Source organism: Kribbella sp. NBC_01245 (assembly GCF_036226525.1).
Classification (GTDB): domain Bacteria; phylum Actinomycetota; class Actinomycetes; order Propionibacteriales; family Kribbellaceae; genus Kribbella.
Map to the genome: position 1 here is coordinate 4,664,282 of NZ_CP108487.1, position 12,597 is coordinate 4,676,878.

Annotated in this window: 11 protein-coding genes; 6 read left to right on the forward strand and 5 right to left on the reverse strand. The window is 68.2% G+C overall.

Annotated features, from left to right (window positions below):
* Positions 1–959: 959 nt before the first annotated feature.
* The 4 genes from arfB to OG394_RS20875 are packed head-to-tail and all read left to right on the forward strand — an operon-like array spanning position 960 to position 3,258.
* The gene (gene arfB / locus OG394_RS20860) at positions 960–1,385 is read left to right on the forward strand and encodes an alternative ribosome rescue aminoacyl-tRNA hydrolase ArfB (protein WP_328988678.1); all 426 of its coding nucleotides are present in this window, start codon (positions 960–962) and stop codon (positions 1,383–1,385) included.
* 57 nt (positions 1,386–1,442) lie between these two features.
* Positions 1,443–2,114, forward strand: coding sequence for a hypothetical protein (locus OG394_RS20865; RefSeq protein ID WP_328988679.1), 672 nt, complete (start codon positions 1,443–1,445; stop codon positions 2,112–2,114).
* Positions 2,111–2,671, forward strand: coding sequence for a hypothetical protein (locus OG394_RS20870; protein ID WP_328988680.1), 561 nt, complete (start codon positions 2,111–2,113; stop codon positions 2,669–2,671). The genes OG394_RS20865 and OG394_RS20870 overlap by 4 nt, the downstream gene beginning before the upstream one ends.
* Positions 2,668–3,258 (forward strand): hypothetical protein, encoded by a 591-nt coding sequence (locus tag OG394_RS20875; RefSeq protein WP_328988681.1) that lies wholly within the window; start codon positions 2,668–2,670, stop codon positions 3,256–3,258. Before OG394_RS20870 ends, OG394_RS20875 begins: the two co-directional genes overlap by 4 nt.
* A gap of 49 nt (positions 3,259–3,307) precedes the next feature.
* Here OG394_RS20875 and OG394_RS20880 read toward each other — a convergent pair whose 3' ends face one another.
* The 3 genes from OG394_RS20880 to OG394_RS20890 all read right to left on the reverse strand — a co-directional run bounded on the left by OG394_RS20880 (position 3,308) and on the right by OG394_RS20890 (position 8,055).
* Positions 3,308–6,259: a S8 family serine peptidase gene (locus OG394_RS20880; RefSeq protein WP_328988682.1), complete on the reverse strand. Its 2,952-nt coding sequence runs from the start codon at positions 6,257–6,259 to the stop codon at positions 3,308–3,310.
* A gap of 162 nt (positions 6,260–6,421) precedes the next feature.
* Positions 6,422–7,789, reverse strand: a complete 1,368-nt coding sequence (locus OG394_RS20885) for a hypothetical protein (protein ID WP_328988683.1) — start codon at positions 7,787–7,789, stop codon at positions 6,422–6,424.
* Positions 7,790–7,815: 26 nt separating this feature from the next.
* Positions 7,816–8,055: a MoaD/ThiS family protein gene (locus OG394_RS20890; protein WP_328988684.1), complete on the reverse strand. Its 240-nt coding sequence runs from the start codon at positions 8,053–8,055 to the stop codon at positions 7,816–7,818.
* Positions 8,056–8,218: 163 nt separating this feature from the next.
* Here OG394_RS20890 and OG394_RS20895 point away from each other — a divergent pair, with 163 nt between their 5' ends.
* Both OG394_RS20895 and OG394_RS20900 read left to right on the forward strand, forming a co-directional pair.
* On the forward strand, positions 8,219–8,932 hold the full coding sequence (locus tag OG394_RS20895) for a response regulator transcription factor (RefSeq protein ID WP_328988685.1): 714 nt from the start codon (positions 8,219–8,221) through the stop codon (positions 8,930–8,932).
* Between the two features lie 118 nt (positions 8,933–9,050).
* Positions 9,051–9,341, forward strand: a complete 291-nt coding sequence (locus OG394_RS20900; protein WP_328988686.1) for a hypothetical protein — start codon at positions 9,051–9,053, stop codon at positions 9,339–9,341.
* A gap of 27 nt (positions 9,342–9,368) precedes the next feature.
* Here OG394_RS20900 and OG394_RS20905 read toward each other — a convergent pair whose 3' ends face one another.
* Both OG394_RS20905 and OG394_RS20910 read right to left on the reverse strand, forming a co-directional pair.
* Positions 9,369–10,634, reverse strand: a complete 1,266-nt coding sequence (locus tag OG394_RS20905) for an ATP-binding protein (protein ID WP_328988687.1) — start codon at positions 10,632–10,634, stop codon at positions 9,369–9,371.
* A gap of 169 nt (positions 10,635–10,803) precedes the next feature.
* A complete protein-coding gene (locus OG394_RS20910; RefSeq protein ID WP_328988688.1) occupies positions 10,804–12,588 on the reverse strand; it encodes a bifunctional metallophosphatase/5'-nucleotidase in 1,785 nt (594 codons plus the stop codon).
* Positions 12,589–12,597 lie beyond the last annotated feature (9 nt).

Here is a 12,597-nt window from a genome sequence, read left to right on the forward strand (position 1 = left end):
GTGGGCACCCGTCCCCTGAGTTCTTCCGAATTGTCAGGCCGGTTCGGGCCGCGTCAAGGGTTTCATCGGCTGACGCCCACGCATGCGCGCCCTTGACCCGGCCCGAACCGGCCAAGGACAGCCGGCTATTCAGGGGACGGGTGCAGTCTGACCGGGTGGGGGTCTGCCGGGCGCTGGCGCGTCGAGTTGGCGCGTCGGGTTGGCGCGTCGGGTTGGCGCGTCGGGTTGGCGCGTCGGGTTGGCGCGTCGGGTTGGCGCGTCGGGTTGGGCGGACGTGCACGACCACACGACGACCAGTTTTCTGCAGAAACGGGCCCTTTCGGTGCCTCGTGTGGACGTGCACGTCCGCCGCGGATCGCTACACAGCCACAAGTCCGGTTTCCGCCGGGCTGAAGCGCTTCACTCGCGGGTTGTGGCTGCGTAGCGGTCCGCCTGCCCAGCTTTGTGAGCTCGCCGGACGTTTCCGGGGCCGGAAAACGTCCAGCTGGCTCACAAAGACGACGACTGGCCCCAAACCGACGACCCGAGCCACATCGACAGCCGTGCGCGCATCTTCCTGAGCGGACTGGACGTTTTCACGGCCGAAAAACGTCCAGTCCACTCAGGAAGCCGCATTCCGAACGCGAAACGCCCGCTCGGGAAACCCCTCGGGCAGTGGCGCGGCGACGAGAACGCCCCGCCGATCCTCACCCGCCTGCGCCAACCGAACGCGAAACGCCCACGACCAACCAGGACCAGCCCTCCATGCACGGCACCACTCGACGCAACCGGTCACACCTCACCCGGCCCCCTGATAGCCAGCCGCCCTTGGCCGGTTCGGGCCGCGTCAAGGGCGCGTCAGCGTCGCCGCCAGGCGATGAAACCCTTGACGCGGCCCGAACCGGCCTGACAATTCGCAAGACTCAGGGGGCCGGGTGCAACCGAAAAACCCCTCGCCAAACCTTGATTGAATGGACCCCATGGATGACGGCCTGGCGGTGCGCGGCGGGATCGTCGTACCCGAAGCCGAGTTGAACTGGCGGTTCTCGCGTTCGAGTGGTCCCGGCGGCCAATCCGTGAACACCACCGACAGCCGGGTCGAGCTCAGTTTCGACGTCGCGAACACGACCGCACTGACCCCCATGCTGAAGGACCGCGCGCTCGAGCGGCTCGAGTCGCGCCTGGTCGGCGGGGTGATCACCATCGCCGCCTCCGAGCAGCGTTCGCAATGGCGCAACCGCGAGGCCGCGCGGACCAGGCTGGCGGCACTACTCCGCGAGGCGATCGCCGCGCCGCCCAGGAAACGGCGGCCGACCAAGCCGAGCAAGGGCGCGATCCGCCGCCGGGTCGAGGCCAAACAACGCCGCAGCGAGACCAAACGCCTCCGCGGCCGCCCGACCGACTAACCCCACCGATTACCGCAGACCGTTGGAGAGGACCGATGGCTGGTTAGGCTTCGGTCCGTGGCAGACGAGAAGACCCCCTCCCCGACCGGCAGCGCGCCGTCGCCCGAGGAGCCGGTGGTCGAGGAGCGGCTGCCGGAGTCACTCCACGAAGTCCGGGTCAAGGGCCGCTCGTTGCGAACCTGGGTGCTCGGTGCCGGGGCGCTCGCGCTGGCCGTTTCCGCCGCCTTCGGTGGGTTGAAGAATGCGCCCGAGGAGATCCCGCAGGTCGAGCCGGGTACGGCGATCGCGGCCGGGCGGTTCGAGGTGACGATCGACCGGGCTGTCGCGGTCAAGGACCTCAAGCCCGTCTTCTCCCCCGATGAAGGCGGTTTCCTGCTCGTGGTGGTCGCGAAGGTCAAGCTCACCGACGACCTCGGCGATCCGCCCGCCCTCAGCCTGCTGCAGCTCGTCGACGTACCGGGCCTTCCCGCCGACGCGCGCCCGCTGGGCACCGCGAACATGCGCGACAGCACGATGAACCCCATCCTGCAGCCGAATCAGCCGGAAAACGTGGTCTACGCCTGGAAGTTGCCCAAGGCCACTGAAGTCCCGGCCGAGGTGCACGTCAAGGTCGAGAAAACCACGTACGAGAAGGAATCCAAGCTGACCCACTACGAGGTCTGGCGTCAGGACGGCATCGCCGGCGAGACCGTCGTGAAGGTGAAGAACAACCTGAAGGCGGCCCGATGAACCGCCGCCGCGTCATCGATATCGCGCTCACCGGCGTCGTCCTGGTCGCGATCGTCGGCCTCTACCGGCTGACCCCGACCAAGGCCGATTTCCAGCAGCCGGTCCAGGTCAACGGCACGGCCGGCAAGGTCGTACAGACGCCCCGGTTCGAGATCACGGTCGAGGCCGTGCGCGTCGGCAAGAAGCTGAAGGTTCCGCGCACCAGGCCGGATCGGGAGACCTCCACCTCCTGGGTCGTCGTGGACGCGATCGTGACCGCGCGGCAGGACCCGATGCACCTCGGCTCGGTCTTCATCCGCAACACCGACGGCGTCCAGTACCGCGCCACCAATCGCAACGCCATCTCGCGGGTCGATCTGACCGGGTTCGAGTTCCAGCCGGGGATCCCGGTGCGCGGCTCGTTCGCGATCGAGATGCCGGCCGACCAGCTGGCCGGGGCGCGGCTCGAGGTGATCGAGAACGGCGTGTTCACCGCTTTGGAGCCGCAGGCAACGATCCCGCTGCCGGCCGCCGAAGGTGAACAACCCGTGGTCGAGCTCAAGGAGGCGACGGCGTGAGGTACGGCTGGCTGAAGAAGAACGCCGTCGCGCTGGCCTCCATGGTGCTGGTCATCCCGGCGACCGGCTGGTGGGTGACCCGATCCGACTACAAATCCTGGTACGACGCGGAGCCGCGTGACGCGGTCACCGTCGTGGCGGGCGGCACGTCGTACGCCGATGCCACCTGGTATGCGGCGAGCGTCGAGGTCGACCCGGCCCCGAAACGTGCGGGCGCGGACGAGCCGACTCCGGCCGGTACGACGCGAGTGCGGGTCTACCTGCGCCTCCAGGTGGACGATGTCGCGAAGCTCAAGAGCCTCGAGGGATGCCTGATCCACCTGCGCGCGCCCGACGGCCGGATCTGGGACGAGGACCGCCTCGCCGATGCGTACTCCGACCGGCCATCGGGCTGCGCCGGCGGGTCCGACGACCAGTTGCAGACGTGGCGACCGAAGGGTGCCGCCGAGTACTACCTCGAACCGCGTGCGGGCAAACCGTTCGAGACGTCCGCGGTGTTCGTCGTACCGAGTGAGGTCGCGAAGAGCGCCGAGCCGATCGTGACCTGGGCGACGAGACTTCCGCAGTACTTGGCATTCCCGAGGTAGCGCCGGTTGTGGGGATGGCCGGAAGACCATCCCCACGAACCCATGGCGGCTACGGATTCACTGTGACCAGCGTGCCGCCAACCTCGGTGGTGCCGTCGGAGTAGCTGACCCGGCCGAGGTACTTCACCGCCGGGGTGAGGCCGGTCCACGACACCGTGATGTCCGCCGTCCCGCCGACCGTGGCGGTCGCGGTGCTTGACGTCGCCGTCATGTTGCCTACGGCGGCGTCCGGCACGAGCCAGCGGAACAGGGTGTAGACCGCGTCCGCGCCGTCGGTGGCGAAGCCGTGCGCGTATAGGCGGTAGGTGCCCGCGCCGGGCTTGGCGACGTCGATGAGTTCGGCGCTAGTGGCGGTGAAGCTGGCCCCGACGAGGGTCAGCACACCACCGGCGCCGACCCGGTACAAGTACAGGTCGATGTCGTCGTTGCCGTCGGTGAACTCGTCGAACAGCTGCACCCGCAGCAGCGGCGTGCCGCTGGGCACCGCGAACTCGTGCACCTGGATGCCCTGGTTGGCGTCCGGCGCGCCCGCGTCGAAGTTGTCCGTCGGGTCGTCGACGACCGTCCTCGTTTCGGTCGTCGCTGCCACGAGACCCTGCGGCGCAACCTGGAAGCTGCCCGCGTAGCCAAGCTTGACGGAGTACTGGAGCGATCCGGCCGCCCCGGTACCCGCCACGGAGGCCGGCGCGGCGATGCTTACCGGACGAACGACCAGCGGGCTTCGCACACTGTGGCCGGCACCGTCCGACCAAGTCAGCGAACCGAAGCTGTACTCGTCGAAGACCGCAGTGGGGTTCGTCGTGAACGAGACCTGGTACGAGGCTGTGGCGCCGGCGCCGAGGGTCAGCGCGCTCGGAGTGACCACGACGTCAACCCCTGGCGGCGCGGCGACGGAGACCGTGTAGGTCCCGGCCGGGCCGACGTTGCGCACCGTGCGCGTCGCCGTCCGGACGCCCGCGAGCGAGCGGACCGTGATCGTCGGAGCGTTGAAGTCGGTCGGAGCGATGACCGGAGCCGGGGTGGTGCCGAAGCAGAGCGTGCACAGCCCCTGGCTCCGCAGGAATGCCCGGTAGTCGTCGAACCCGGCCGGATAGACGAGACCGGGATCCGCCGCGCTGTTGGGCACGATATGGCCCGCACCGAAGTCGAACGGGTCGGCCGGCGTACTGCCGTCCTCCTTCATGACGTCCTGCCGGGCGCTCGTCATGAGCGCCGACTGCATCATGTCGGGCGTCCAGTTGGGATGGAGGTCCCGCAGCAGGGCGCCGATGCCGGCGGTGTGCGGGCTGGACATCGACGTACCGGCGATCGCCTGGAACAGCTGGCCCGGCGAGCCGACGAACGCGGTCGGGCTGTTGCCGGCCAGGATCTGGACGCCGGGCGCGGTGACGTCCGGCTTCAGCAGGTCACCCGTGCTCCGCGCGCTGTCGACCAGCGGGCCGCGGGACGAGAACGCCGCCATGGTGTTGCCCCCGCCGAAGACCTTCGCGCCACCCGACAGCGCTGCCGTCGGAGCACTGGTCGCCGCGTACGCCTTGATCGCGAGGCCGTCCGAGTTGCGGATGTGGACGGCCGGCACATAGTGGTTGTCACTCAGCAGCGCGTCGCTCTCGGCCGCCGTGTAAAGGATCATCCCGACGCCACCGGCGTTCTTGACCCCCAGGCTCCGCGCGGCCCGGGAGAAGCTGCCCTTGCACAGCACGATCTTGCCCGTCACGGCCGCCGGCGAAAGGCCGGTCAGGCAGCCCTCGCTGCCAGCCGTGGCACCGTCGACCAGCGGCGTCGCCGCGAGCCCCGGCGTGACCGACGCACCTTGGTAGGCCGCGCCGTTGCCGAGCGTCGCCGTGCTGACGAACGAGCGGTTTTGGGTGCTCGCGCCGACCGTCGTCAGCCACGGACCACCGTGGTCGACCGTACTGGCACCAGGTCCCGAGTTGCCGGCCGAGGCGGCGACGAAAACGCCGGCCTGCCGGGCGAACAGGAAGGCGACGTCATCAGCGTCGAGGAAGTCCGGGTCGCTGTCGCCGATCGAGTAGTTGATCACGTCGACACCGTCGCCGACCGCCGCGTCGATCGCGCCGACGAGGTCGCTGACCGCGCAGCCGCCCGGCCAGCATGCCTTGTAGGCCGCGACCCGGGCGCGGGGCGCCATGCCGCTCACCGTGCCGAAGCTGCGTCCGAAGATCGACGCGTTGACGTTCGCGTTGCCGCCGGCGGTCGACGTGGTGTGCGTGCCGTGACCGTCGTGGTCACGCGCCGACATGTAGTCGTCCTTCAGCCCGCCGCCGAAGTGGCCGAAGCCCCTGTGGAAGTAGCGGGCGCCGATCAGCTTGTTGGTGCACTGCTGCTGGCTCCACAGCTGGCCGGACTGGCACGTCCCGTTCCAGCCGGCGGGTACGGGGCCGAAGCCGGCGGCGGCGAAGCTCGGGTGCTCCGGCCAGATGCCGGTGTCCACCACACCGATGATCACGCCTTCCCCAGCACTGGCCTGCCCGCCGAGCTGGCTCCAAAGACCGCCGCCGGCGTTCAGCCCGAGAAAGGTCGGCGTGTTGTCGGTCCTGACCTGCGACAGCGTGTCCCGCTGGATCGAGACGACGCCGGACGTCGTGCGCAGCTTCGCCAGCTGTGCCTTGGTGAGCCTCGCCGCGAAGCCGTTCAGTGAGTACTCGTAGTCGTATTCCCGCACCGCGCCGACGCTGTTCGCCACCTGGGCGTGCCGGGAGCGCAGGTAGTTGACGTACCGCTGGACCTTCGCGTCCTTCTTGTTGAACCGCTTACCGGCCGCCGGCTTCGTCGCCGGGAAGCCGGCGATCCCGCCTTCGTACGCGCCCGCGGGCGCCTCACCGAGTAGCACCAGGTAGACGTCGCTGGCGCCCGCCTTGCCGGCGCCGGCGGCCGGTGCGCCCGGACTCTCTTCCCCCTGTGCCCCGGCGGCGCCCATGGTGGCCGCGATCAGGCACGAAACCAAGACGACAATCCATCCCGCCACGAGTCGCTTCATCGCTCTCCCCTTCGCATCCGGCCGCACAGCGCGGCGGAGTCTGGCGAGGTCGCGACAGTGCCCCCCAGCGTCGTCGCGGTGGCCCCCCTTGCTCCCACCATGCACCCGGTCGGGCGGTCGCGCCAGATGGCAAATGGGTGCACGCGTGGGGCGGGAATTGGGCTACGAGCCTTCCGAAGTACCCGGCACTCCCGAGGTTGCGGCGCTCAGGTCGGTGACACCCTTGTCGACCGGCAGCGGCTTCTGCGGCTCGAGATAACCGGCCAGACCGCCGATCATCCGGTCGTACGCCGCCGCGAGCAGGCAGATCTGCAGCATCAGCCGCAGGGCGTCTACCACCAGCGCGAGCGGTTCGTCGATGACCCGCCAGACCGCCAGCGACTGCGGTCCGATCACGTAGTCGCGCATGCCGATCCAGAAGGCGCCGGCGCACCAGTTGACGACGGCCCAGGCGAGGAAGTACCCGAGCATGGGCCGGATACCGGAGCGCGCGACCAGCCGGAACGCGTCCGCGACGGGCGTCCAGCGGTCCTTCCAGTCGGCGACCATGGTGTTACCCGCCACCCGCACGATCCGCGGCGTCTGCTGCCAGCGATTGGTGACCCGGTCGAACCGCCAGCGGACCGGCAGCGTGCGCTCGGGTTTGTGCAGCACGCGGCCGTAGATGACCGCGGTGATGGTGATCCACATCAGCGGCAGCACCGCCGCGGTCCACAGATCGCCGATCCCGGCCGCTACGAAGCCGGTCGCGGTGTCCCAGACCTCGCGCACGCGCTCGGCGCCGAGCACGTGGTCGAGGGCCCAGTCGTACGAATCCTTGATCCAGACGAAGACCTGCCGGCCCTCCAGCCAGTCCTTGGGCGCTGGGATGAACGCAGTGGCCTGATACGCGACCACAAACAGCCAGAGCGCTTCGAGATAGGCCACGAACAACCGCTGGGCCGGGCCTGCCTTACTCCGCTTCCCGCGCCTCTTGAACAGCAACCGCAGCAGGTACGCCGTTACGCCCAGCCCGATGAACAGCCAGGTCGATAGCGTATGCAGGCCTTCCGGGCGCTCGGCGACCGTGCCACCGCCAAAGATGGTCACGGCATCGGCGTTGATCCGGTGCACCAGGCGTAGGTACTCGTAGTCGAGCGCTTCCTGCTCGAGGAACTTGTACGCCGCGTAGAACGCCAGGAACGGCAGAAGCGCGTGCGCCAACGCGTCGAGCGGCCGGTTCTCCTCGCCCGCGACCTGCCCGTCCGGCGCGAGCTTGCCCTCTTCGACGGCCCGGCGGTGGTACGGCAACTCCCCACGCAAGACCAGGAACATCACGACGTACATCGCGAGTGTGATCAGGGCCAGCAGCGCCAGCAGGGCGATACCGCCCGCATCCACCTTGGCGCCGGCCCGGACCGCGACCCACTGGACCGCGAGGTGGGTCAGCTCTGCGATGAAGAAGACGGCGAGCAGGCGCGGCCACGCCTTCGCGAACAGCCCACCGGCCCGTCCAACGGTGGTGAGCAGTGTCCCCGAGTCCTGTGCCACGGGAGGAATCTACCCGTGGCAGGGGCCTATCCCCCGGCGAAGGGAGGCAGTACGTCGACCACGGAACCGTCTGCGAGCGCGACGTCGCCTTCGACCCGGTCGCCGTTCAGCAGGAACGAGCTGATGCCGAGCACTCTGGCCAGTTCCGGACGTCCGTCACCGAGTGTTGCGACCAACTCGGCCACTGAGGCCGCCTGAGCGCTCTCAACCGGCTCGCCGGCCGCCGCTCGCGCCGCCGCGAAATACCGCACCGTGACCGTCGCCACTGGGACACCTGCCTCATATGTCGGGACTTGGAGTATCCTTTCAGAACCTTTACCTGCTGTTTCAACCAGTGTGTCTCGGGCCCAGGGCAATGACGCCCCGGGCTCGACGTGCATCAGGACCGGGTCCACCCCACGGATCCGACGACCAGCACAAGGAGACAGCGTGAGCACGTTGCTTCTGCTGACGAACGCGCTGCAGGCCTCGACCGAGGTGCTGCCCTCGCTCGCCCTGCTGCCCCACCAGATCCGCATCCTGCCCTCCGAGGTGGCCGCGCTGGTGGACGCCCCGGACGCCGACGCGGTGCTGCTGGACGCCCGCCGCGATCTCGTCAACGTCCGGTCGGTGTCCCGCCTGATCCGCACCACCGGGATCGACGTACCGCTGATCCTGGTCGTCACCGAAGGCGGTCTGACCGCGGTGAACGCGGACTGGGGCGCGGACGACGTACTGCTCGACACGGCCGGCCCGGCCGAGATCGAGGCCCGCCTGCGGCTGGTCATCGGCCGGCTCGCGGCAGCCCGCGACGAGGACCCCGACACCAGCCTGATCCGCAGCGGCGACGTGGTCATCGACGAGGCGTCGTACACGGCCAAACTGAACGGCCGGGCGCTCGACCTGACGTACAAGGAGTTCGAGCTGTTCAAGTTCCTCGCGCAGCACCCGGGCCGGGTGTTCACGCGTGAGCAGCTGCTCCAGGAGGTTTGGGGGTACGACTACTTCGGCGGCACCCGGACGGTCGACGTGCACGTCCGGCGGCTGCGCGCCAAGCTCGGCCCGGAGCACGAATCCCTGATCGGAACCGTGCGCAACGTCGGCTACCGCTTCGTCATCCCGCCGGCCAAACAGGACCGCGAGACCGCCGATTCGAACGCCTGATCGGACCCTTTCAAACCTTCGCGGGCTGTGATTATTTCGCTGGTGTGCGTTCGCGCGGCTGGTGCTACCGTGCGTATTCGGTCACTGTCTGATGGTGGCCGCGTACGGAAGGTGTCCGATGGCTCACGCAGCCCATGCCCGTAGTACCCCTCGCAGTACCCCGCGCTCGGGACCGGTGCTGACCGCGACCTGGCTCGGTCTGACCTTCGGCCTGCTGCTCGGCGCGGTCGCGGTCGGCCAGACCCACATCGGTGTCCGCGCGGGCGCCGCCACCCTGCTGGTGATGCTCGCCCCGCTCACCATCGCCGTCTACGTCCAGGCCATCCGCCACGGCTTCGGCTCCAAAGCCGCCGCCACCCTCACCGCCCTGGCCTTCGTCACCACCTTCCTCCGCGTCGCCCTCCTCTAGCCCGCTGACTCTGCCCGCTGACGTGAGTCAGGGCGCGAGCTCCCAGATCGCGCTGATCGGCATGGCCCTCATGCGGGGACCAAACGCCTGCGTCCGTTCGCCGGTGTACAGCACCACGCCGGCGAGCAGATCATCACCGAGCCGCTCCGCCAGGTGAGTCAGTCCGCGAAAGTCTTCGGCGCGGACCGTCGACGAGGCCTTCACCTCCACACCAACCACCTGGCCACGGCGGTTCTCCAGAACGGCGTCCACCTCCACCTTGTCGCGGGTGCGGTAATGCGACAGCTCGGCCCGTTCATCGGACCAGGTCAGCTGACGTGCCAGCTCCATCAGTACGAACCCCTCGAGCAGCGGACCGAAGACGCTTCCCGGGCGCTTGAATTGCACGACATCGGCGTCAAGCAGGTTGGCCGCGATACCCGAATCGACCATGGCCACCTTCGGCGTACCGGTCGCCCGGCTACTGAGGTTGCGCGACCAGGCCGGTACCCGCTTGATCAGGAACACTTCTTCCAGCAAATGCAGATAGCGGCCGACCGTTCGATGGTCCAGGTGAACCTCGTTTCCCAACGCGTTGGGAACCAGCAAGTGACCCGAGCGAGCCGCGAGAAGCCGGATCAGGGCTCGCATCTCACCGATCCGCTCGATCTCCGAGAGCTGGCTGACGTCCCGTGCGATCAGATCGTCGACGTAGGAATCGAAGAACCGGCCTCGCCGCCTCGGCTGGGTTCTTGCCACCGCCTCCGGATAACCGCCTCGTACGACCCGATCGGCGTAGTCCGCCCGATTCAGGCTGGAGTGATGTTCCAGCTCAGCTCCATGCGCGAAGATCGCGTCCACAAAACGGTCCGGCGTTCCATCGATCTCACCTTGAGAAAAGGGCCAGAGCTCGATCGTCTCCATCCGGCCGGGCAAGGCGTCCGGAAGCGTGCGCAGACCGAGGACGCGCGCTGAGCCGGTCAGCAGGAATTGACCGGGCCGCGGGTCGGCATCAACTTTCTCCTTGATCGCCAGCAAGAGGTCTGGCGCCCGCTGGATTTCATCAATCACCATCGGCGAACCGAGCGCGACAAAACCCGTTGGATCCTCCTGGGCGGCCTGCCTGCTGGTCTCGTTGTCCAACGTCTGCCAGCTTGCCTCGCGAGCGGCTCCCGCGATTCGGACCAGTGTGCTCTTACCGCCCTGGCGGGCTCCATTGACCAGGACCACACGTGTATCGGCGAGCGCTTCGTCAATCAATCGCTGAGCATGGCGTGGCACCACCCGGCCGAGCGGCAGTTCAGCGTGACTCATGCCTCGATTGTGCCATCTTTTGACCGCGGTGTGCCCAATCTGCCGCAAGGTCTGTGCCCAATCTGCCGCAACTGGTGTGCCCAATCTGCCGCAGGGCCAATGGCCAATTTGCCGCGCATGCCAGCGGCCCGGCCTCTCGCGTGGAGGGGCCGGGCCGTTGGTGGGTGGGTTAGGGAGCGACGGTGATGCGGTCGGTGGGGCCCGGGGTGTAGGGGTCGTGGGCGGTCAGGTAGTTCGCGAAGGCGTCGATGTCGAGGCCGCCGAAGAACTTGTTGGTCGCCGTGGCGAAGGCCGGGAAGCCGTCACCGCCGTCGGAGAGGAAGTTGTTCGTGACGATGCGGTACGTCGTACCGTCGACGAGCGGCTGACCGGCGATCTTCACCGAGTCGGCCACGACCTCCTTCGTGCCCGGAGTGGCGCCCGCCTTCCAGCTGTAGGTGATACCCGACACCTGCAAGACCTTGTTCGCCACCTGGTTGAGCCCGGTGAACTGCTGGGTCAGCAACGCGCGAATCTGCGTACCGGTCATGTCCATCGAGACCAGGTAGTTGTTGAACGGCTGCACCGTGAAGGCCGCGCCAAACGTCACAGCCCCATTCGTGGCGACCAGGTCCGACCGGATACCGCCCGGGTTCATGAACGCGACCACCGGGGTCTGGCCGCCCGTCACGGTCGACGGATCGGCCAGCTGCGCGTCGGCGATCAGGTTGCCCAGCGGCGACTCACCCGAGTCGTCGGGCGTACGGCTCACCAGCGGCGTGGTGATGTGGCCGATCACCTTGGACTCGATCGGCGCGACCAGGGCCTTGTACTTGTTGATCAGGTCGGTCACCTTCGGCGCCTTCGGCACGTCCTGGGTGACGATCAGGTTGTTCGCGATCGTGTTCGCCCGGTCGACGTCACCGGTCAAGTTGTCGATGCTCACCCGCATGTCGGTGACCAGCCGGCCGAACGAGAACGCGCTCGTCACGAGTCGCGGCGCACCGGCCGGGTCGGCGATCGAGCAGTTGTAACCCTGGTGGGTGTGACCGGTGATGACGGCGTCGATCTCGGCGTCGAGGTTCTTCGCGATGTCGACGATCGGGCCGGAGATGCCCGGGCAGCTGTTGTACGCCTTCGGGTCGGCGGGGATGCCGCCCTCGTGCAGCAGTACGACGATCGCCTCGACGCCCTTCTCCTTGAGCTTCGGCACCAGCGCGTTCGCGGTCTCGACCTCGTCGGTGAACTTGAGGCCCTCGATACCGGACTTCGTGACGATGTTCGGCGTGTTCTCCAGCGTCATGCCGATGAAGCCGATCTTGCGGCCGTCCTTCAGCTTCTTGATCGTGTACGGCGCGAAGAGGGTCTTGTCGTTCTTCTCGAAGAAGACGTTCGCGGACAGGAAGTCGAAGTCCGCGCCCTCGAACTCCTGCTCCGGGTCCGGGCAGGAGTTCTGGTTGTTGGCGCCGTCGCCGTCGGGCAGGCAGCCGCCCTTCTGCATCCGGAGCAGCTCGCGCCAGCCCTCGTCGAACTCGTGGTTGCCGACCGAGGTGGCCTCCAGGCCGATCAGGTTCATCGCCTCGATGGTCGGCTCGTCGTGGAACGCGGCCGACAGCAGCGGGGAGGCGCCGATCAGGTCACCGGCGGCGACCGTGATGCTCTCCTGGCCGTTGGCCCGGGCCGCCTGGCGCAGCTGCTGCAGGTGGGTCGCGAGGTACTCCGCGCCACCGGCCGGCGTGCCGTTCACGTGGCCCGACGAACTGGTCGGGGCGTTCGGCACCAGGTTGCCGTGGAAGTCGTTGATCGACAGCAGGTGCACCTGCGTGTGCGTCGGTTTCGGCTTGTGCGAATCCGGCGCAGCCTGGGTCACGGTTCCCCCCGTGGCCATGCCGAGCGTCACGGCTGCCGAAGCCGCCACCAGGGCCAAAGCCCTGCGGCCGCGCAGCGACGTCTTGTCTCGTCCTCTGAAGGCCATCTCTAAACT